Raw genomic sequence first — 21,573 nt, 5'->3', positions numbered from 1 at the left:
GCCTCCTCCGGACTACCCGCCCCGCCGCCGGCGAGCGCCAACGCCTAAACCTCAATAAACCTCGGTGGATCAAAGGCGGTGATCGGCGGCAGTGCCTCACGCCACGGGGCGATCTCCACCCAACAGCTCTGGGCGCTACAGCCCTGCCCCAGGCGCGAACTGCCGCGATCCTCGGTTAACACGTTGGGATTACCGTGCTTATCGAGCGTTCCTTTTTCATTGGGATCCAGCGGGTCATACCAGGCGCCGGTGGACATCTGTACCACGCCGGGCAAAATCTGCTCGCTCAGGTGCACGCCCGCCAGAATCGCCCCGCGGTCGTTATAGACCTTCACCACGCTGCCTTCGCGGATGTCTCTTGCCTGCGCATCGCTCGGATGCATCCACAGCGGCTCGCGTCCCTGAATTTTCGTCGCCCGGCTGACGCTGCCGTGGTCGTACTGACTGTGCAGGCGGGCGCGCGGCTGACTGGAGAGCAGATGAAGCGGCCACCGCGCCGCCTCCTGTCGCTGCCGGGCGGCCTCTTCCTCATCCCACCATGGATGGCCCGGGCATTCACGATAGCCAAACCCGGCGACGGTAGCGGAAAAGAGTTCAATCTTGCCGGAGGGCGTGGAGAGCGGATAGCGCTGCGGATCGGCGCGAAAATCGGCGAGAAAGATCTGCGGCCGCTCCGGCGCACTGTACTCCAGTACCCCTTGCTGCCAGAAGTCCTCGAACGAGGGCAGCGCAATACCCTCCTCCTGCGCCCGCGGTCTTGACTCCTCATAGAGATGACGCAGCCACTGCCCGGCGTCCCGCCCCTCGCTGAACTGTTCTCCGAAGCCCAGCCGATCGGCCAGATCGTGGAAAATGGCGTAATCGTCACGCGCTTCGCCCACCGGCGGGATCTGCGCGCTCATGGCGATCATAAACCCGTCGTGACCGCCGCTGCCGATATCCTCTCGCTCCAGCGAGGTGGTGGCTGGCAGGACAATATCGGAGAATTTAGCCTGCGCGGTCCAGTACTGCTCATGCACCACCACCGTCTCCGGACGGCGCCAGGCCTCGCACAGTCGGTTGATATCCTGATGATGATGAAACGCATTGCCTCCCGCCCAGTAAACCAGACGGATGTCGGGATAGCGCAGCTGCTGACCGTCGAACTCATAGGCTTCTCCCGGGTGCAGCAGCATATCGGACAGCCGCGCCACCGGGATAACGCTATCCACCGCATTCTCCCCGGCGGGTAAGCGTGGGCCGGAAAACGCTTTTCGCACCGCGCCTGCCAGGTTAGTGCAGGCGTAGCCAAATCCGAGGCCGCCGCCCGGCGTGCCGATCTGTCCCAGCAGCGCGGTCAGGGCCACCGTCGCCCAGTAGGCTTGCTCCCCCTGACGGGCGCGCTGGATAGACCAGGAGATATTCACCATCGTCCGGTGGCGGGCCATCTCCCGCGCCAGGTCGGCGATGCGCTGGGCGTCCAGGCCGGTAATCGCCGCCGCCCACGCCGGGGTTTTCGCTACGCCGTCGTGCTCACCCAACAGATAAGCGCGATAGGGGGCAAACCCGACGGTATGGCTGGCAACAAACGCCTGGTCGTAAAGGGACTCAGCGATCAGCACATAGCTCAGCGCCAGCAGCAGTGCAGTATCGGTGCCCGGCCGAATGGCCAGCCACTCGGCGTCGGGCACCGCGCTGAGGTCATTGCGCACCGGACTGATATTCATAAACCGGGTGCCGTTGGCCTGCATCTTATCCAGCCAGTACGGCAGCATATGGTCATTGGCGCCGCCGCCGTTGACCTGGGCATTGCGCAGCGGCAGACCGCCAATCGCGACAAACAGCTGACACTCCCGCGCCAGCTCGGAAAAATGGGTATGCTGACGGTGCAGCGGGCTCAGCGGCCCGAGAATATGCGGCAGAATGCGCTCGCCCGCGGCGCTGCTATAGGTATTGGTGCTGGCGGTGTACCCGCCAAAGCCCTTAAGAAACCGGTGCAGCTGGCTCTGCGCATGGTGAAAGCGTCCAGCGCTGGCCCAGCCGTAGGAGCCGCCGTAAATCGCCTCATTGCCGCAGCGCGCCTTGACCGAGCGCAGCTCGCGAGCCAGCAGCTCCAGCGCCACCTCCCAGCTGACTTCGACAAAGGGCTCCTTGCCTCGCCCTTCTCGTGACGCCGGCCCCTGCTGAAGATAGCCGGCGCGCACCGCCGGACGGCGAATGCGCGTTTGGCTGGTCACCGCGTCGGGGAGCGATTGACCGATGCGTGACGGATTTTTATCCCAGGGCACCGGATTAACCGCCACGATATCGCCCTCGCGGCTCTCCACCTGCCACGTTCCCCAGTGCATCACCGTATAATTATGCTGTTTCTTCATAGCACTCGCGTTCTTCTCAGCCAAAAAACTCGTTAATATAAATCGAGGAAATGACGGAAATATCCCCGCCCCAGCCAGACATTACTCTGCTAAAAAAACTAGTAGCCCGCGCAATCACCTGCATTTCCCTGCAAGGGCCCTATTTCTCCACGCCATCACAATAAACAGAAAGCCGTCTTTATCCGTTAAATAAACACGGAATAAGAAAAAAATAAAACCACAAAATAAAAAGGTATATTTTGCATCATGAAATATTTTCAGGTTCCCGATGGCAAAATAACCTTTTTCTCTGGCGTTTCTGCGATATAACATTCCCGGCATAACTTAGACTTATTTTGTATTTGAGGTGGCGAGGTGCTTCTTGTCATGCTACCAGTCCGCAACCACCTTCATCACAGGATCATAATAACAATGTCGCAGAAGAGAAAATTATTGCCTGCCGCGCTGGGACTGCTTTCCCTTGCCTCGCTGAGCGTCACTGCCGCAGACGCCCTCTCCTTACAGGGAAAAACCATTGGCGTTGCCGTTGTCGGCACTCAGCATTTCTGGGATCGCGAGGCCTTTAAGGGTGCGACAGAGGAAGTGGAGAAACTGGGGGGCAAAGTCATTGGCGTTGATGGCGGTCGCGATAATCAGGTTCATGCCAATAATCACGATATTTTACTGTCACGCAAGGTGGACGCGGTAATTAGTATTCTCGGCGACAGCGCCGTCGAACCAAAATTTAAAGCATTGCGTGATGCTGGTATCCCGGTATTTACCGTGGATCATGTTTCTCAATATTCGGTCAACAATACCACCTCCGATAACTACACCTTAGGCTCGACCATCGGCCGCTACATGGCGGATGAATTAGGCGGCAAAGGCAACGTCGCCGTATTTAACGCGTTCTCCAGCGCGCTGCGTATTTGCGGAATTCGCTACGATCAGTGGAAATATGTCCTTAAGGATTATCCGGATATTCATATTATCCAGCCTGAGCTCGCGGAACAGTTCGCCAACTCGCCGGAAGACGCGCGGAAGAAAACCCTCGAATTACTCAGCCAGTATCCGAAAGGCAAACTGGACGCCATCCATGTCGCCTGCTGGGATCAACCGGCCATCGGTATCGTCCAGGCACTGGAAGAGACCGGCCGTGATAAGGACGTGAAAGTGACGGCCATCGACGCCGGTCCGGAGACGCTGGAGATCATGGCAGAGCCCGGCAGTCCGTTTGTGGCTAACGTCGCGCAGCAGCCGCATCTGATTGGCCAGACCTCCGCCGACAACGTGGCCCGCTACTTTGCCGGTCAGAAACTGCCGGTGCAAACCTTTATCCCGGTGATACCGGTGAAAGGTCCGCAGGAGGCGAAAGCGGTGTATAAACAGTTGGGATACGGCGAACTGCAGTGATAAATCAACACCCTGGCGGGGAGCGCCCCGCCGCGGGTCTGGTCATGGACCAGATCGGCAAACGTTTTGCCAGCGTTACGGCGCTTAATTCAGTCACCCTGCGCCTCAATCCGGGGGAAATTCATGGCCTGATTGGCGAGAACGGCGCCGGTAAATCGACGCTGATTAAAATCCTCGCCGGCGTCTATCAGGCTGACAGCGGCAGCGCGACCCTCGACGGTCACCCGCTGCCCCTCGGCAATCCGGCAGCCATTGAAGCCGCCGGCATTCGCGTCATTCACCAGGAGCTTAACCTGATCCCGCACTTTACCGTCGCGGAATCGGTGTTTCTCGGCCAGGAGTATCGCACCCGCTGGGGGACGCTGGATCGCCGACGGATGAAGGCCGCCACGGCGCAATTTTTCCAGCAAAACTGGCAGCTGGCGATCGACCCCGAACGGCTGGTGCGCGACCTGAGCCTGGCCGAGCGCAAGCTGGTGCAGATTGCCCGCGCGCTGATCGACGGCGCGGCGCGACTGGTGGTGTTCGACGAGCCCACCGCCCCCCTGGAGACGCAGGAGGCCAGTCTGGTCTCCTCCGCCATCCTTCGCCTGCGCGACCAGGGCATTGCCATTCTGTATATTTCCCACTACCTCAATGAGATAGCCACCCTCTGCGACCGCGGCACCGTGCTGCGTAACGGGGAAGTGGTCGGTTACCCGGACCGCGACCTGCTGCAGAATACCGAGGCGCTGATCGCCATGATGGTCGGCCGGGAAATCGACCAGCTGTATACCCCGCGCCAGCGCCCGGCGGCAGACAACGGGGCGACCCCGCTGCTCTCGGTGCGCCAACTGAGCGACGGGCGGCAGCTGCAGGATCTCTCTTTTGATATTCAGCCGGGCGAAATCGTCGGCGTCGCCGGCCTGCTGGGCGCCGGACGCGATGTGCTGGTCGACTTACTCTACGGCTTACGCCCGGCAGAACGCGGTACGATCCACCTCGACGGCCAGCCGCGGCGCATTCGTACGCCGAAGCAGGCGATCCGCGCCGGCATGGCGCTGGTGCCACGCGACCGCCGCCATCAGGGGCTGATCCTGCCCTTCACCACCGCCGACAATATTAATCTCGCCTCACTGCCGGAGACCGCTACCTTTGGCTGGGAGCGGCGGGGTATCGCCGAGCAGAAAGCGCGCTACTGGATAGAACAGCTGGCGATCCGCCCGGGACGCCCGGCGCTGCCGGTACGCTACATGAGCGGCGGCAACCAGCAAAAAGCGATCCTCGCCCGCTGGCTCGGCACCGATGCCAGGCTGTTTATTCTCGATGAACCCACCCTTGGGGTCGATATCGGCGCCCGTCGCGATATTTATCAACGGACGCGCCAGCTGGCCGATAAAGGACGGGCGGTGCTGGTCTCCTCCAGCGACGCCCCCGAACTGCTCGGACTATGCGACCGGATCCTGGTCCTCTGGCGCGGCGCGCTGGCGGCCAATCTGCCCACCCGCGGGCTAACGCTGGACGCCCTGCTGGTGGCGATCAACGGCGGACAGGAGCCTTCACTATGAGTACCGCTATCCAGCGTCGCGGCCGTCCGGGCCTGGCGACGCTGATTGAAAAATTTCCCCTGATCCTGTTTCTGGCGCTGCTGGTATGGCTGAGCGTACAGTCTCCCTACTTTCTCAGCTGGCAAAATATCAGCCTGATGCTGGTCCAGAGCGTTCCGCTGGCGATCCTCTGTTTCGGCCTGGTCTGCGTTATCGCCGTGGGCGGGGATGACGTGGTCTCCGGCGGCATCGACCTCTCCCTGCCGGCGACGGCGGTGCTCGGCGTCGCGCTGCTCAGTCTCGGGCTGGCCGAATGGCACACGCCGTATCTCCTGCTGCTGGCCCTGCTGGCGGCGGTTTGCCTGCTCTGCGGGGCGATCAACGGCTTCCTGGTGCTGGCGGCCGGCCTGCCGCCGCTGCTGGCCACCCTCTCGACCTCCGTGGCGTTTACCGGCCTGACAGATCTGTTGACCGGCCAGCGACGCATCGCGGTCAGCGATCCGCTGATGGTCGCCTTTCGCGATAACAGCGTGCTGGGCCTGCCCTGGCCGCTGATTTATTTGCTGGGGGTGTTTATCCTGTTCCAGTTCCTGCTCCACCACTCCCGCTTCGGCCAGCATGTGCAGGCGGTGGGCGGCAACCGCGATATGGCGCAGATGAGCGGCCTGAACGTGCGCCGCTTGACCCTGCTGGTCTGGCTGTTAGCGGGCATTGCCGCCGGGCTGGCTATTCTGCCGCTGCTCAGCCAGGGCTCCGGCAGTTCCAGCGGGACGGCCACGCCGCTGCTGCTGGAAACCGTGCTGGCGACCTTTATCGGCGCCGCCTTCTCGCGCCGCCGGGTGGTCACCATCTGGGGGGCGCTGCTGGGGGCAATTCTGGTCAACGCCCTCTCTAACGGGCTCGGCCTGCTGGGAGTCAATATCTTCTGGATGGGCGCCATTAAAGGCGGCCTGATCCTGGTGGTGCTGGCGGCATCGGCGGTCAGACACAAAGGAGGCGAGGCATGAGCCAAATCACCCTGAAAACCCCTGCCCCGACAGAACAGACGGCCAGCAGCCCGCTGGCCTGGCTATCGCGGGCCGGATTTGGCGTCATCACCCTGCTGGCCATCGCCCTGTTTGGCTGGGCGAATCCGGTATTTTTAACCGTGGATAACTGGGCCAACCTGCTGCAGGGCAGCGCGATCCTGCTGATTGTGGCGATGGCGATGACCCTGATCGTCAGCGCCGGGGCGATTGATCTGTCGGTGGGCGTTGCGCTCGATTTCGGCGCCGCCTTCGCCCTCGTCGCCCTGAAAACCTGGCATCTGCCGTGGCAGGCCGCGGTGGGCTGCGCCCTGCTTGGCGGCGTCCTGATTGGCCTGCTCAATGCCTTTCTGATCCTCATCTGCCGGATCCGCCCCTTCCTCGCCACGCTCGGCACCTGGTTTATCGCCAGCAGCGCCGAGCGCATCTATACCGACGGCGGCGGCGCGATAGCTTATCGGCGGATGGCGCCGGAATATCACGATCTGGCAGTGGGCAGCCTTGGTGGGATCCCCACGCCGGTGGTGATTGTGCTGGCGCTGTGGCTGGTGGCCTGGCTGGTCACCGAGCGCACGCTGTGGGGCAAATATGTCCGCGCCATCGGTCAGAACAGCGAAGCAGCGCGCATCGCCGGGATCCGCGATCGCCTGACCATGCTCGGCGTGCTGGTGGCCGCCTCGGCGCTCTGTGCCGTCGGCGGGGTGATCCTCTCCGCCAACCTGCGGCAGTTTACCCCGCTGGCCGGGCAGTCTTACCTGATGGACGCCATTGCGGCAGTATTTATCGGCACCGCCTTTAATCGTCTGGGCCGGGTCAGCATCCTTGGCACCCTCGGCGGCGTGCTGTTCCTTGCCATTATTGATAATAGCCTGAACCTGATGGGGCTCAATTATCTGGTGAAGGACGCGCTGGTCGGCGTGATTCTGGTGGTGGCCCTCGCCCTTTCCTTCTGGCAGGCGCGCCTGCGCCAAACGCATCGCTAAACGGGAGAACGATGGCAACCTTTGACGCCGTGTTTGTCGGCCTGACTATTCTGGATATCGCCGGGCGCCCGGTGGTGGCGATACCGCCGCGCGGCGGCGTCGCCTTTATTGAGCAAATTCGCCTCAACCCCGCCGGCACCGCCGCCGGGGCCAATATTAACGCCGCGAAGCTGGGGATCCGCACCGCAGCGGTGGCCTGCCTGGGTCAAGATGAAAAGGCCGACTTTATCCTCGCCAGCTATGCCCGGCTGGGCATCGACTGCTCGCTTATCCAGCGCACCGCGCTGAAAGAGACCTCGGCGACGATCCTGCCGATTCGCCCCAACGGCGAGCGTCCGGCCCTGCACTGCCGGGGCGCATCCGATGCCCTGTTCGTCAGTGAAACGGAATTTGACGCCGTCCTCGACTGTCGTTTCCTGCATCACGGCGGGACCGGACTGCTGGCGGCAATGGACCAGGGACAGAGCGCGCGGCTGTTGCAGGCGGCTAAAGCACGCGGAGTCACCACCAGCTTTGACCTTATCGCCCCGAATGAAGACACCCTCGAACTACTGCGGCCCCTGTTGCCGTCGGTGGATTATTTCATGCCTTCGCTGGAGGAAGCCGCCTTTCTCTCCGGCGAGACGCAGCCGGAGGCCATCGGCCGCTTCTTCCTGGCACTCGGTGTGGGCACCTGCATTCTGAAAGACGGCGAGAACGGTTCCTGGCTTATCCGTCGAGATGGCGCGCTGGAGCATATTGCGCCGTGGCCGGTCGAGGCAGTGGATACCACCGGCTGCGGCGACAGCTACTGCGGCGGGTTTATTGCCGCGCTGGCGCGCGGACTCAGCGTGAAAGCAGCGTGTGACGTCGCCTCGGCGGTGGCCGCGCTGGTGGCGACCGGGATGGGATCGGATGCCGGGGTAGTGGACTGGGAACAGACCCAGGCTTTTATGGCGGCCCATCGCCCCTGACGATGGACCCGCGCCGCCGCAGCGGCGCAAGCGGCTTAACGCCACTGGTACAGCAGCGGCTCCCCGGCGACATAGCGCTGAAGATCGGCGGCAATCATCGCCGTGTGTTTGGCGATACTCTCCCGGGTGGCTCCGGCGATATGCGGCGTGATAATCACGTTATCGAACTCGATAACAAAAGGATGATCTCGCCACAGCGGTTCGCGGTGATAGACATCCAGCGCCGCGCCGCCCAGCGGGCCGTGACGCAGGGCATCAATTAGTGCCGCCTCGTCGACCACCGCAGCGCGAGAGGTATTGATCAGCAGCGCGCCGGGCTTCATGCTGTTTAACAGCGCCGCATTCACCAGCCCGTCACTGTGCGGCCCGCTGCTCAGGTGCAGGCTGACGATATCCGCCTCGCGGAACAGCGCCTCCAGGGTCGTTTTCTGTAGTCCTGGCTCATTGATATCCTCTGCGGCGACGAACGGATCCACCACCAACACCGCCATGCCGAACGCCCGGGCGATACGCGCCACCCGGCGGCCAATGTTGCCATACCCCACCAGCCCCAGCGTTTTATTGCGCAGTTCACTGCCTTTAAACACTTCATAGGGGCTTTCCGGGCTCACGTCCCAGACCACATCCCGCCGCAGACCCTGCTGGGTGGCGGCGGCGGCATTATCAGCCTGCGTGAATTCCCCCCGCTTCAGCGCCGCATGGGATTGCGGAATATGGCGCGCCAGGCTGAGCATCAGGCCAAGCGTCAGCTCCGCGGCGGCATCGGCATTGCGCCCCGGGGTGTAGAGCACCCGGATGCCGCGCGCCTGGGCGGCCTGGGTATCAATATTCACCGGATTCGCGCGAGTACAGGCGATCACCTGCAGGCGCGGACAGGCGGCCATTACCGCGTCTGTCACCTCATCATAGCTGGTCACCAGCACCTCGGCGTCATGGGCCAGCTCAATCAGCTGACCGGCGCTAAGTTTCGGTTTGCCCAGCGCCCATCCCTCCACCAGCAGCTCGCCCAGCTGGTGGAAGGCGCTAAGGTCGCCAGCATGCTCGGCGGTAAAAACGATTTTCATGGTTGTACGTCCTGAGAAAGAGGTTGAAGGGCGGCCTGTCTGGCCTGCCATACCGGCAGCATCTGCTCACGCAGCAGGCGGTAAACGGGATACAGCGCCGCGTAGCGGGCATGCGCCTGAGGGCGCGGCTGATAGCGGGTCTGCGCCAGCGGAGGCGTCTCGGCCAGCGCCGCGACGCTGCGGGCCGCCAGAATCGCCGCGCCGCGCGCGCTCAGTTCGTTAAAGGCGCTGGAGACCACCGTACGCCCGGTACAGTCGGCGATAATCTGCAGCCAGGTCGCCGAGGCTGCGCCGCCGCCGGTCAGATACAGCTCGCCGCCCTGCGGATAACCCTGTAGCGCATCGACAATGGCGAAGGCCAGGCCTTCAAACACCGCGCGCTGCAGTTCGGCGCGGGTGGTGTGCGGGCTAATGCCGAAAAAGCCGGCCCGCGCGTCCGGGCTGTAAAACGGCGCACGTTCGCCATTGAGGTACGGCTGCCAGAAGACGCCGCCGCTGCCTGGCTCCACCTCCGCGATCGCCTGCTCCAGCCGACCCAGATCGGCGTCCAGCGAAATATGCTGCTGCAGCCAGTCAATGTTTGGCGTACCGGCCTGCATCGGAAACAGCGAGATCACCTGCCCGGCTTCGGTATGGGTGACAAAGCGCGTCGCCTCGTTCACCGTCTGCGGGCCGCGGCAGACGATCCCGGTGCAGCAGGTAGTGCCGAGGATCGTGTAGATATCCCCTTCGTTGACCGCGCCGCAGCCCAGCGCGGCGCTACAGACATCCAGCGCCCCGGCGGCCACCGGCGTCGCGGCGGGCAGCCCGGTCAGCGCCGCCACCGCATCGCTCAGCGTGCCGGCCGGAGCATCCGGGGCCAGCAGCGGGGGAAACAGCGGCAGCAGTTCGTTCAGCCCCATCTCGTTCATCACCACCGAGGACCAGCTGCCGGTCTGCTGATTGAGTAACGAGCTGCTGGCGTCCGTCAACTCCAGCGCCGCCACACCGGTCAGGCGAAAGCGGATCCAGTCCTTGGCGAAAAACAGATAGCGCGCGGCCGCCAGCCGCGCCGGCTGATACTGTTTCAGCCAGTACAGCTGCAGGCTGGTATTGCAGGGCTGCAGGTGGGTGCCGGTATCGGCGAAATAGCGGCGGTCGAAGCCGGGTCGGCGCAGCAGGTCGCTCATCAGCTCGTGGCTGCGGGTATCGCTCCACAGGATCCCCGGGCCCACCGGTTCGCCCTGCTCATCGCTGAGCCAGACCCCCTCCCCTTGCCCGGCGAGGCCGATGGCCCGCAGCCGCCCCGCCTGTAGCGCCGGGTGGCGGGCAATCTGGCGCAGAATAGCCAGCACCGAATGCCACAGCTGGGTCATATCCTGTTCCGCGTAGCCATTGGCCGACAGGCGGGGTGAGGTATTTTCCGCGGCGCTGGCGCAGGCGGTGAAATGCTGATCAAACAGCACCGCTTTCACCCGCGAGGTGCCGATATCGATCCCAAGATAAAAATCCATACCTGCTCCGGCTCAGGGCTCGTAGCGGCGGCGCATCAGCTCGCACTCGAACAGGAACTCCAGCCCCTCCAGTTGACGGCGGGCCTCCTGAATATCTTTCCCCCAGCAGGTCAGGCCGTGGCCGCGCAGCAGAAAGCCGTAGCGCAGCGGGCGCGTTTGCGCATAATCGGCAATCCGCGCCGCCAGGGCGTCAATATCCTGGTCATTATCAAAGATGGCGACCGGAACGGTATCGAGATGGCTGTGCTGCCCGCTAAGGGTTTTCTGCATTTCATACCCCTGCAGCGCCAGCGTGTCGCTTTTTTCGATGCGCGACAGCACGGTGGCGTTGACGGTATGCACATGCAGCACCACGTTGGCTTCCGGGAACAGGCGATACACCAGGGTGTGCAGGCCGGTCTCGGCCGACGGCTTCCGTCCGGAAGGCGCCTGGTTGGTGGCGATCTCAACCTGCAGAAAATCCTCGGTCGTCAGGCTGCCTTTGTCGCGGCCCGACTCGCTTAGCCAGCACCAGGTGTCATCCTGACGCACCGACATATTGCCGCCGGTCGCCGGCGCCCAGCCTTTCGCCCCGATCCAATGACAGGTGGTGACCAGTTGCGCGAGTCTTTCTTGCCACATAGCAGTTCCTTAGGTTAGCGATGATTTATTTAGCCGTCTAAATGGCTATTTACCCGATACTAACACCGCTAACCGGAGGGGACAATATTTCAGGAAACACACACAAGACAAATGGTTATATCATAAATGCATATTAAATAACCCTTATTCACAGTGATTTAACCAACCGTTTTCAGTACACCGCTATTCTCCACTACTCGCTGGCCAAAAACTGGCGGATCGCCCTGGCTGAAATTCTCCTCCTGCGCCAGGGATGCGCTCGCCGCCCTCCTCTGCCCTGGACTGGTGCAAAACATGGCAGGATGCCCACTAAAATGGCATCTCCTCCTCTTTACCTCCTCATTACTGTGCACTGTGCACATCCTGTGATATTCCCCGTGCCCGGTTTTTCCTGGCACATCTCTTGCTACTTCCGGCTATCACCGCCCATCTACCAGCCAGAGGTTCCAGGATGTCAAACAGCAATGATTTTCCCCTCGTCGAAGCGCCCGCCGCCGGACGCAAAGGCGTATTTTCCATCGCCATGGTGTTGTTCAGCTTTACCTTTTTCACCGGCACGATGTTTGCCGGCGGCAAACTCGGCGTCTCCTTTTCCATCGTCAATCTGCTGTGGATAGCCGTCATCGGCAACGCCTTGCTGGCCCTCTATGCCGCGTCGCTGGGCTGGATCGCCGCGCGCAGCGGCCTGAATACGGTGCTGATGGGCCGGTTCTGCTTCGGGGAGATCGGCAGCAAGCTGGCCGACTTTATTCTTGGCTTTGCCGAACTGGGCTGGTACGCCTGGGGGACCGCCACGGTCGCTATCTCGCTGGTGAAGATCCTCGCCCTGCCCGAGGCGCTGACCCAGCCGTTGATGGTGCTGTTTGGTATTTTGTTCTGCGTCACCGCGCTGGTGGGCTACAAGGGACTGGACGCGCTGTCGCGCCTGTCGGTGCCATTGATGTTTGTGCTGCTGATGGTCTCCATGTATCTGGCGCTGCACCACGCCGGCGGCTGGCAGGCGATGACCCATATTGCCCCGAGCGACACCATGACCTGGTCGGCGGCCATCACCATGGTCTTCGGGACCTTCGCCAGCGGCGCCACCCAGGCGACGAACTGGACCCGGCTGGCTAACTCCAGCCGGACCGCCATTCTCGCCAGCATGGGCAGCTTCCTCATCGGCAACGGGCTGATGATCGTCGCCGGCGCCTGGTGCGCCATCGTTTATCAACAGGCCGATATTGTGGAAGTCCTGATCCTGCAGGGGCTGTCGGTCGCCGCGGTGATCATGCTGTGTCTCAACCTGCTGACCATCCAGGGGCCCACCATCTATAACGTCTCCGCCGCCGCCTGCCATCTGCTGCGCAGCGAACGTCGCCGGACGCTAACCCTCGCCGCCGCCGGGGTGGGCATTGTGCTCGCTATTGGCGGTATGTATGAAATGCTGATCCCCTTCCTTGTGCTGCTGGGCAGTATTATTCCGCCCATTGGCGGGGTGATCCTCGCCGACTACTGGTTCGCCCGCGGCGGGCGCTATCCCCTGCTGCAGAACGCCCGCCTGCCGCGTTTTAACTGGCTGGGACTCGGCGCCTACGCCGCCGGCGCGGTGGTGGCTTATCTGTCACCGTGGATCGCGCCGCTGGTGGGGATCACCGTCTCCGCGCTGGTCTATATCGTCCTGAGCCTGCTAAGCAAACGCCAGCCTGCCGCCGTCGCGGAGCAGGAGCCATGAGCCTGACGGTCAGCGAACTGCTGGCCCTTGAGGGACTCTCCGCCCTGCGTCTGCGGGCGGGAAAGCAAGGGCTGCAGCGGGCCGTACGCTGGTACTACGTGGCGGAAAATGAACATATCGCCGAGTGGATCATGGGCGGCGAGCTGGTCTTTATTACCGGCATCAACCATCCCCGTGATGAAGCCAACCTGATCCAGTTGCTGATGGAGGGAAAACAGCGCGGCATCGCCGGGATGGTGATCCTCACCGGCGAGGCCTATATCCACGCCATTCCCGCCACGCTGATCGCCCTTGCCGACGAGCTGGGCATTCCGCTGATTGAGCAGCCCTACCTGCTGAAGATGGTAATTGTCACCGAGCGCATCGGCACCGCGCTGGTCCGCAGTGAAAACGCCCTGCAGTCACAGCGCGACATTCTGATGCAGCTGGTCACCGGCGACTATCCGGATCTGCAGATGCTCCATCAGCGCGCCCTCCATCAGCAGCTCGATTTTACCCGTCCGCTGCGGCTGGCGGCGCTGCGTCTGGAGGGGCTTTCCCGCCTGTTTCGCCAGTTCCCGCCCGAGCAGGCCGAAGCCTGGCTGCTGCAGGCCCACCGCAGCGTGCGTCAGCAGCTGCAGCAGCAGCTCAACCAGCAGGGCAACCCCTTCCCGCTGCTGGAGCGCAGCAATATGTTTCTTTTCCTGCTGCCGGATGAGGAGGGGGAAGGCTTTCAGCAGAAAAAATGGCTGCAGCAGTGGCTGCAGGCGCTGGCGGACGGAGAGGAGGGTTTGTCGCTGCTCTGCGGCCTCTCCGCACCGGTCAGGCAGCTGCAGGGTTATCCGCGGGCGCTGTCGCAGGCGCGCCAGGCGCTGGATCTGTGCGATACCCTGCGGCCGACCCAGCGTATCAGCGACTATCAGCAGTTGGGGTTTATCAAATTGCTGTCCGCGGTCAGCGACCCGGCGCTGCTCAACGATTTTATGCACGACACCCTGGGCTGCCTGATCGAACCGGGCCGCAAAGCGCCATGGCTGCTGCTGGAGACCCTCGAGACGCTGCTGCAGGAGAACGGCAACGTGGTGCGGGCCGCCGACCGGCTGGGCCTGCATCGCAACACATTGCATCAGCGCATCCAGCGTATTGAAAAACTGACCGGCTACCCGGTCAGCCACCCCCAGTTTCATCTCAACGCCTCGGTCGCGCTGGTGATCTGGCGTTTATCGCAAAACCATTTACAGGACCCACCATGAAAATTATTAACGCTCGCCTGCGCCGCCAGGAGGCGCTGTTTACTCTTGACCTGCAGGACGGGATGATTCACCGTATCTCCGCCCAGGCCGCGATGCAGAGTGCCGACGCCGGGGATATCGACGCCCAGGGCCGGCTGGCGATCCCGCCCTTCGTCGAGCCGCATATCCATCTTGACGCCACCCTCACCGCGGGCGAGCCGGAGTGGAACCGCAGCGGCACCCTGTTTGAAGGCATCACCCGCTGGAGCCAGCGCAAAGCGAGTATTACCCCGGAGGACACCCGCCAGCGGGCGCTGAAAACCATCGGCATGCTGCGCGACTTCGGCGTCCAGCACGTCCGGACCCATGTGGATGTCACCGATCCGTCGCTGGCGGCCCTGAAGGCGCTGCTGGCGGTGAAACAAGAGGCCGCCGATCTTATCGATCTGCAGATTGTCGCCTTCCCGCAGGAGGGAATCGAATCGTACCCCGACGGCCGCGGACTCATGACCCGCGCCATCGAGATGGGCGCCGACGTGGTGGGCGGCATTCCGCACTATGAGAACACCCGCGACAAAGGGGTCAGCTCGGTGATGTTTTTGATGGACCTCGCCCAGCGTTACGGCCGCCTGGTGGATGTCCACTGCGATGAAATCGACGATCCGCAATCGCGTTTCCTTGAAGTACTGGCGGAGGAGGCGCGGGTGCGCGGCATGGGGGCGCAGGTCACCGCCAGCCACACCTGCGCGATGGGCTCTTATGATAACGCCTACTGCTCAAAGCTGTTTCGCCTGCTGAAAGCCTCGGGCATCAACTTCATCTCCTGCCCGACCGAAAGCATTCATCTGCAGGGCCGGTTTGACAGCTGGCCGAAACGGCGCGGCGTCACCCGGGTGGCGGAGCTGGATCGCGCCGGCATCAACGTCTGCTTTGCCCAGGACTCGATTCAGGATCCGTGGTACCCGCTGGGGAACGGCAATATCCTGCGCATTCTGGATGCCGGGCTGCACATCTGCCATATGCTCGGCTATGACGATCTGCAGCGCTGCCTCGACTTCGTCACCGACAACAGCGCCCGGGCGCTGTGTCTGGGCGATAACTACGGCCTCGCCGAAGGCCGCCCGGCGAACCTGCTGATCCTCGATGCGGAAAACGACTACGAGGCCGTCCGTCGTCAGGCACGGGTGCTGACCTCCATTCGCCACGGCAAGGTGATTTTGCAGCGTGAGGTGGAGCACATCCGCTACCCGGCATAAGGCGCAAGGCGCTGCGCGTCGGCGCCTTTCTGTGATACCTTTTCAGGCAGTGTGCGTGACCGACGCCCGCCCGGGCGTCGGCTTCCTGGAAAACAGACGGCGCGAAACGACGATGAGCGATAAAAAATGGATTAAGGCCGAGGACGTGGCCAGACTGGCCGGCGTCTCGCGCTCGGCGGTCTCCCGCACCTTCACCCCCGGCGCCTCGGTGTCGGAGAAGACCCGGCAGAAGGTGCTGAGCGCCGCGGAAGCCCTGGGCTATCAGGTGAATATCATCGCCCGGACGATGATCACTGGCAGCAGTAATTTTATCGGCATCGTCACCGCCGGTTTCGACAACCCGTTTCGCAGCAAACTGCTGGCGCCGCTGGTCCATCAGCTGGCGCTCAATGGCTTTATGCCGCTGCTGATGAACGCTGACGATCCGCAGCAGCTCGCCCCCTCGCTTAAACAACTGCTGAGCTATCACGTCGCCGGGGTGATCATCACCTCCGGCGCGCCGCCGCTGTCGCTGGCGGAAGAGTATCTGGCGCGCAAGATCCCCGTCACCCTGATCAACCGCCATGCGGACCTCGCCGGCTGCGACCGGGTGTGCAGCGATAACGCCCAGGGAGCAAAGCTGGTGGCGGATCTGTTCAGTCGTCGAGGCTGGCAGCAGGTTGGCTTTATTGGCGAAAATCGCGAGAACTTCAGCACCCGCCAGCGCTATGACGCTTTCATCGCCCGGACGTCGGGTATGGCGGTGAGCAGCCGCTTCTGCGACGGCGGCGGCTATCAGGCCGGCTACCAGGCCGCCAGAGAATTGGTTGCTGAAAACCCCGGAGTGCAGGCGCTGTTCTGCGCCACCGATATGCTGGCGCTGGGCGCCCTGGATGGCCTGCGGGACGCCCCCGCCCCGCTGCCGGCCATCGTCGGCTTTGACGATATCCCGCAGGCGGACTGGCAGCCCTATCAGCTCACCACCGTCCAGCAGAATACCGCCCTGCTGGCGCACCACGCGGTGGATCTGTTGATGACGCGGATCGCCCGCTTCAGCCTGCCCTCACGCCATCGCGAAGTGCCGGTGAAACTAATTATTCGTCATAGTGCGAAATGAAAAAATCATTTTATGCTGGAGCGATCACAGAATCTTCTGCGAAACCCGGCCACACTCATTCGGCCCTTCGGGGCTGTTTTTTTCACGCAAAATGCACACGTGTGCAAAATAGGGAGTCACTATGCAATCTCAGGAATCAGAAGCGCTACAGGCCCGCTACCGTCTGGCCTGCGAGCTGGCGAAAGCGGGGGCTGAGCTGGCGTTTGAATACTATCAACAGCGCGAGGCGCTGACCGTCGACCATAAAGGCAATGACCTGCAGGATGTGGTCAGCGTGGCCGACAAACGGGTGGAGGCCTTTGTCAAACAGCGCATTCAGAGCGCGTTTCCGCAAGATGGCTTTCTCGGCGAAGAGAGCGGCACCCGCCTGCCCGACGCCCGGATCCTGTGGGTGGTCGACCCCATCGATGGCACCAGCTGTTTCCTCAACGGCCTGCACACCTGGTGCCTGTCGCTGGCGATCGTCGCCGACGGCGAACCGGTCATCGGCGTGGTCTACGACCCCAACCATCGCGAGCTGTTTCACGCCCTGCGGGGCCATGGCGCCTGGCTCAACGACGCCCCGATCCGTCCACACCCCGCGACGACGGTCAAAGAGGGCGTGATGGGCGTCGGCACCTCGCATCGTGTCACCCCGGCGGACTTTCTGCCGTTTCTGCAGGCGCTGCTCAGCGACGGCGGCATGTTTATCCGCAACGGTTCCGGGGCGTTGATGAGCGCCTGGGCGGCGGCGGGCCGGTTGATTGGCTACTACGAGCCGCACATGAACCCGTGGGACGCTCTGCCGGGGCTGGTGCTGATGCGCGAAGCGGGCGGCGCCAGCAACGATTTTCTGGCGCAGGAGGGGATCCAGCGCGGCAACCCGCTACTGCTGGCCAGCCAGACGCTCTACCCGCAGCTGAAAAAGATGATCCCACAACCCTTACATTAACCCTTACGGGTCAGGCTATCTCTGATTATGTACTCTACACAGTAACGATAACTTCATTCACGGACGAACCACATCAATCAGTCAGGCCTCCGACCTGCGGAGAACCACCTATGTCTGGAATTATCGCTTTTTTCCGGGCGTCGCCGCCGAAAGCGGGCGCCGCGTTTGATGAACAGCGTTTTCGCCGGGTGCGCTGGCAAACCTTTATCGCCATGACCCTGGCCTACGTCACCTTTTACGTCTGCCGGTTATCCTTCACCGTCGCCAAAAGCGCGCTGGTGGATCTGGGGATCACCCCGACGGAGCTGGGCATGATCGGCTCAACCCTGTTCTTCAGCTACGCCATCGGCAAGCTGGTCAACGGCTTTATCGCCGATCACGCCAACGTGGTGCGCTATATGAGCCTCGGTTTATTGCTCAGCGCCGGGATGAACCTGATGATGGGGATGACCACCAACGCCCTGCTGCTGGCCATCTTCTGGGGGATCAACGGCTGGGCCCAGTCGATGGGCGTCGGCCCCTGCGCGGTCTCGCTGGCGCGCTGGTACGGCGTTAAGGAGCGCGGCACCTTCTATGGCATCTGGTCGACGGCGCATAATATCGGCGAGGCGGTGACCTATATGGTGATCGCCGCAGTGATCGCCGGATTTGGCTGGCAGATGGGCTACCTGTCCACCGCCGCGCTCGGCGCCGCCGGGGTGGTGCTGCTGGTGCTGTTCATGCACGATTCGCCGCAGAGCAGTGGCTTCCCGTCCATCAACGTCATCCGCGATGAACCGCAGGAGGAGGCCGAAGCCCGCGGCTCAGTGTTTAAAAACCAGCTGCTGGCGCTGCGCAACCCGGCGCTGTGGACCCTCGCCCTCGCCTCCGCCTTTATGTACATCGACCGCTACGCCGTCAACTCGTGGGGGATCTTCTTTCTCGAGCAGGATAAAGCCTATTCCACGCTGGAGGCGTCCGGGATTATCGGCGTCAACGCCATCGCCGGCATCGCCGGGACCATCATCGCCGGCATGCTCTCCGACCGCTTTTTCCCACGCAACCGCAGCGTGATGGCCGGGTTTATCAGCCTGTTGAACACCGCCGGCTTCGCCCTGATGCTCTGGTCGCCGCACAATTATTACACTGATATTCTGGCGATGATTATCTTCGGGGCCACCATTGGCGCCCTGACCTGCTTCCTCGGCGGGCTGATCGCCGTCGATATCTCCTCGCGCAAAGCCGCCGGGGCCGCGCTCGGCACCATCGGCATCGCCAGCTACGCCGGCGCCGGCCTGGGCGAGTTTCTCACCGGGATCATTATTGATAAAACGGCTATCCTTGAGAACGGCAAAACGCTGTATGATTTCAGCACGTTGGCGCTGTTCTGGGTGGGTACCGGTCTGGGTTCCGCGCTACTCTGTTTTACCACTGCCGCCATCGTCGCCCGGCGCCATGCCGTCGAACGGCAGACCTCGTTCTCCTCATAACCGATTAACGAATTAAGGAAGAAGATATGATGCCTGCAAGACATCAGGGGCTGTTACGCCTGTTTATCGCCTGCGCGCTGCCGCTGCTGGCGCTGCAATCTGCCGCCGCCGCGGACTGGCAGCTGGAGAAAGTGGTCGAGCTCAGCCGCCACGGTATCCGCCCGCCGACAGCCGGTAACAGGGAAGCCATCGAGGCCGCCACCGGACGACCGTGGACCGAATGGACCACCCATGACGGCGAGCTCACCGGCCATGGCTATGCCGCCGTGGTCAACAAAGGGCGTGAGGAAGGCCAGCACTATCGCCAGCTTGGCCTGCTGCAGGCGGGATGCCCGACGGCGGAGTCGATTTACGTGCGCGCCAGCCCGCTGCAGCGGACGCGGGCGACCGCCCAGGCGCTGGTGGATGGCGCCTTCCCCGGCTGCGGCGTCGCTATCCATTATGTCAGCGGGGATGCCGATCCCCTGTTTCAGACCGACAAGTTCGCCGCCACGCAAACCGACCCCGCCCGCCAGCTGGCGGCGGTGAAAGAGAAGGCCGGGGATCTGGCGCAGCGTCGGCAGGCGCTGGCGCCGGCCATCCAGCTATTGCAACAGGCGGTTTGTCAGGCCGATAAACCCTGCCCGATCTTCGACACCCCCTGGCAGGTGGAGCAGAGCAAAAGCGGGAAAACCACTATTAGCGGACTGAGCGTGATGGCCAATATGGTGGAGACGCTGCGTCTCGGCTGGAGTGAAAACCTGCCTCTCAGCCAGCTGGCGTGGGGCAAGATCACCTAGGCCAGGCAGATCACCGCCCTGCTGCCGCTGTTAACGGAAAACTACGATCTGAGTAACGACGTGCTGTATACCGCGCAAAAACGCGGGTCGGTGCTGCTCAACGCCATGCTCGACGGCGTCAAACCGGAGGCGAATCCGAACGTACGCTGGCTGCTGCTGGTGGCCCATGACACCAATATCGCCATGGTGCGCACGCTGATGAACTTTAGCTGGCAGCTGCCGGGCTACAGCCGGGGAAATATCCCGCCGGGCAGTAGCCTGGTGCTGGAGCGCTGGCGCAACGCGAAGAGCGGGGAACGCTATCTGCGGGTCTATTTCCAGGCGCAAGGCCTCGACGACCTGCGTCGTCTGCAGACGCCGGACGCGCAGCACCCGATGCTGCGTCAGGAGTGGCGTCAGCCGGGCTGCCGTCAGACCGACGTCGGTACGCTGTGTCCCTTCCAGGCGGCTATTACCGCCCTCGGTCAGCGTATCGACCGGTCATCCGCCCCGGCGGTAGCCATGGTCCTGCCGTAGCAATGCAGCGCTTGCCCGGGCCCGGGAAAGCCATTTTTTCCAGGCCCGGCACGGTGTCGGCTATCCATTGTCCGGCGCAAACGCCCCGGCGGCGACCTGCGCCGGGGTGACCACCCCGCTGTCCAGCACCCAGCCGCTCACCAGCCCAGCAGGCGTGACGTCGAACGCCGGATTGTAAACGGCAGCCCCCGTCGGCGCCCACTGTACCGCGCCGAAGCTGCCCGCCACCCCGGTCACTTCCGCCGCCGCGCGCTGCTCAATGGGGATCGCCGCGCCGTTCGGGCAATGGCGGTCGAGGGTGGTCTGCGGGGCAGCGACGTAAAACGGGATCTGGTGATAATGGGCCAAAACCGCCAGGGAATAGGTGCCGATTTTATTCGCCACGTCGCCGTTGGCAGCGATACGGTCGGCGCCGACCCACACCGCATCCACCTGCCCCTGCGCCATCAGGCTGGCGGCCATTGAATCGGTGATCAACTGATACGGCACGCCCAGTTCGCCCAGCTCCCAGGCGGTTAAACGTCCGCCCTGCAGCAGTGGCCGGGTTTCATCGACCCACACGCTGGCCACCTTTCCCTGCCGGTGCGCCAGCGCGATAACCCCCAGGGCGGTCCCTACCCCGGCGGTCGCCAGGCCACCGGTGTTGCAGTGGGTCAGCAGTCGACTGCCGGGCTTCACCAGCGCACTGCCCGCCTCAGCGATGCGGTCGCACAGCTGTTTATCTTCTTCGACCAGACGCAAAGCTTCCGCTTCCAGCGCCTGCGGGTAATCTTCCCGGGCCAGCGCCTGCTTCATGCGATCCAGATTATTCATCAGGTTGACCGCCGTCGGCCGCGCCGCGCGCAGCGTCTCCAGCGCCTGCTGGAGTGCATCCCGGTTCAGGCCGCGCTGGGCCAGCAGAGCCAGCAGCAGGCTGGCGGACAGGCCAATCAGCGGCGCGCCGCGCACCCGCAGGGCATGAATATGGTCCACCAGCAGCGCAATGTTATCCGCCGCCAGCCAGCGTTTCTCCTGCGGCAAGGCCTGCTGGTCGAGAATAAAAAGCTGATTTTCACTCACCCGCAGGCTGGTGGTCTGTAATGTCTGCATGTCGTTAAATCCCTGTTGCGTTGTTGTATCACATTGTGTCAGGATGGAATCCAGAAGTATAGACGTCTGAACGGCTTAATCAGAATTCGAGGATCGAGGCA

16 protein-coding genes and 1 pseudogene are annotated in these 21,573 nt (G+C 62.8%); 12 read left to right on the top strand and 5 right to left on the bottom strand.

Annotated elements, in window-relative coordinates:
• Nucleotides 1-44: 44 nt before the first annotated feature.
• A complete protein-coding gene (locus A1WC_RS18810) occupies nt 45-2,354 on the bottom strand; it encodes a molybdopterin-dependent oxidoreductase (protein ID WP_016160481.1) in 2,310 nt (769 codons plus the stop codon).
• 411 nt (nt 2,355-2,765) lie between these two features.
• Between A1WC_RS18810 and A1WC_RS18815 the strand changes: the two genes are divergently transcribed.
• The 5 genes from A1WC_RS18815 to A1WC_RS18835 are packed head-to-tail and all read left to right on the top strand — an operon-like array spanning nt 2,766 to nt 8,233.
• Nucleotides 2,766-3,746: a sugar ABC transporter substrate-binding protein gene (locus A1WC_RS18815; RefSeq protein ID WP_008805613.1), complete on the top strand. Its 981-nt coding sequence runs from the start codon at nt 2,766-2,768 to the stop codon at nt 3,744-3,746.
• Nucleotides 3,747-3,790: 44 nt separating this feature from the next.
• Complete coding sequence (locus A1WC_RS18820) at nt 3,791-5,293, top strand: sugar ABC transporter ATP-binding protein (RefSeq protein WP_172437974.1); 1,503 nt, start codon at nt 3,791-3,793, stop codon at nt 5,291-5,293.
• Complete coding sequence (locus A1WC_RS18825) at nt 5,290-6,279, top strand: ABC transporter permease (protein WP_008805611.1); 990 nt, start codon at nt 5,290-5,292, stop codon at nt 6,277-6,279. The genes A1WC_RS18820 and A1WC_RS18825 overlap by 4 nt, the downstream gene beginning before the upstream one ends.
• Complete coding sequence (locus A1WC_RS18830; RefSeq protein ID WP_016160479.1) at nt 6,276-7,280, top strand: ABC transporter permease; 1,005 nt, start codon at nt 6,276-6,278, stop codon at nt 7,278-7,280. The genes A1WC_RS18825 and A1WC_RS18830 overlap by 4 nt, the downstream gene beginning before the upstream one ends.
• Before the next feature lie 11 nt (nt 7,281-7,291).
• A complete protein-coding gene (locus A1WC_RS18835; protein ID WP_016160478.1) occupies nt 7,292-8,233 on the top strand; it encodes a carbohydrate kinase family protein in 942 nt (313 codons plus the stop codon).
• Between the two features lie 35 nt (nt 8,234-8,268).
• Here the strand turns inward: A1WC_RS18835 and A1WC_RS18840 are convergent, their stop codons facing one another.
• Genes A1WC_RS18840 through A1WC_RS18850 form a run of 3 tightly spaced genes read right to left on the bottom strand, consistent with a single transcriptional unit; the run spans nt 8,269 to nt 11,411 of the window.
• Nucleotides 8,269-9,297, bottom strand: coding sequence for a 2-hydroxyacid dehydrogenase (locus A1WC_RS18840; RefSeq protein ID WP_002894255.1), 1,029 nt, complete (start codon nt 9,295-9,297; stop codon nt 8,269-8,271).
• On the bottom strand, nt 9,294-10,790 hold the full coding sequence (locus tag A1WC_RS18845) for an FGGY-family carbohydrate kinase (RefSeq protein WP_016160477.1): 1,497 nt from the start codon (nt 10,788-10,790) through the stop codon (nt 9,294-9,296). Before A1WC_RS18845 ends, A1WC_RS18840 begins: the two co-directional genes overlap by 4 nt.
• 12 nt (nt 10,791-10,802) lie before the next feature.
• Complete coding sequence (locus tag A1WC_RS18850; protein ID WP_008805607.1) at nt 10,803-11,411, bottom strand: methylthioribulose 1-phosphate dehydratase; 609 nt, start codon at nt 11,409-11,411, stop codon at nt 10,803-10,805.
• Nucleotides 11,412-11,862: 451 nt separating this feature from the next.
• Between A1WC_RS18850 and codB the strand changes: the two genes are divergently transcribed.
• The 7 genes and pseudogenes from codB (at nt 11,863) to A1WC_RS0124925 (ending at nt 20,383) form a co-directional block, all read left to right on the top strand.
• On the top strand, nt 11,863-13,125 hold the full coding sequence (gene codB / locus A1WC_RS18855) for a cytosine permease (RefSeq protein ID WP_012542474.1): 1,263 nt from the start codon (nt 11,863-11,865) through the stop codon (nt 13,123-13,125).
• A complete protein-coding gene (locus tag A1WC_RS18860; protein WP_012542475.1) occupies nt 13,122-14,357 on the top strand; it encodes a PucR family transcriptional regulator in 1,236 nt (411 codons plus the stop codon). Before codB ends, A1WC_RS18860 begins: the two co-directional genes overlap by 4 nt.
• Entirely contained in the window at nt 14,354-15,592 is a 1,239-nt protein-coding gene (gene codA, locus A1WC_RS18865; protein WP_008805604.1) for a cytosine deaminase, read from the top strand. Before A1WC_RS18860 ends, codA begins: the two co-directional genes overlap by 4 nt.
• A gap of 145 nt (nt 15,593-15,737) precedes the next feature.
• Nucleotides 15,738-16,688: a LacI family DNA-binding transcriptional regulator gene (locus tag A1WC_RS18870; protein WP_162708855.1), complete on the top strand. Its 951-nt coding sequence runs from the start codon at nt 15,738-15,740 to the stop codon at nt 16,686-16,688.
• 121 nt (nt 16,689-16,809) lie between these two features.
• On the top strand, nt 16,810-17,619 hold the full coding sequence (locus A1WC_RS18875) for an inositol monophosphatase family protein (RefSeq protein WP_008805602.1): 810 nt from the start codon (nt 16,810-16,812) through the stop codon (nt 17,617-17,619).
• Nucleotides 17,620-17,729: 110 nt separating this feature from the next.
• On the top strand, nt 17,730-19,088 hold the full coding sequence (locus A1WC_RS18880) for an MFS transporter (protein WP_008805601.1): 1,359 nt from the start codon (nt 17,730-17,732) through the stop codon (nt 19,086-19,088).
• Between the two features lie 26 nt (nt 19,089-19,114).
• Nucleotides 19,115-20,383, top strand: a pseudogene (locus tag A1WC_RS0124925) (histidine phosphatase family protein).
• 60 nt (nt 20,384-20,443) lie between these two features.
• On the opposite strand, the gene mtnA reads toward A1WC_RS0124925, so the two are convergent.
• Nucleotides 20,444-21,472, bottom strand: a complete 1,029-nt coding sequence (gene mtnA / locus A1WC_RS18885; protein ID WP_016160473.1) for an S-methyl-5-thioribose-1-phosphate isomerase — start codon at nt 21,470-21,472, stop codon at nt 20,444-20,446.
• Nucleotides 21,473-21,573: the final 101 nt, after the last annotated feature.

Source organism: Klebsiella sp. KTE92, assembly GCF_000398905.1.
GTDB classification, from domain to species: Bacteria; Pseudomonadota; Gammaproteobacteria; order Enterobacterales; family Enterobacteriaceae; genus Klebsiella; species Klebsiella variicola.
Note: the sequence above shows the minus strand (reverse complement) of the source record. Positions and strands in the feature narration are given on the sequence as shown.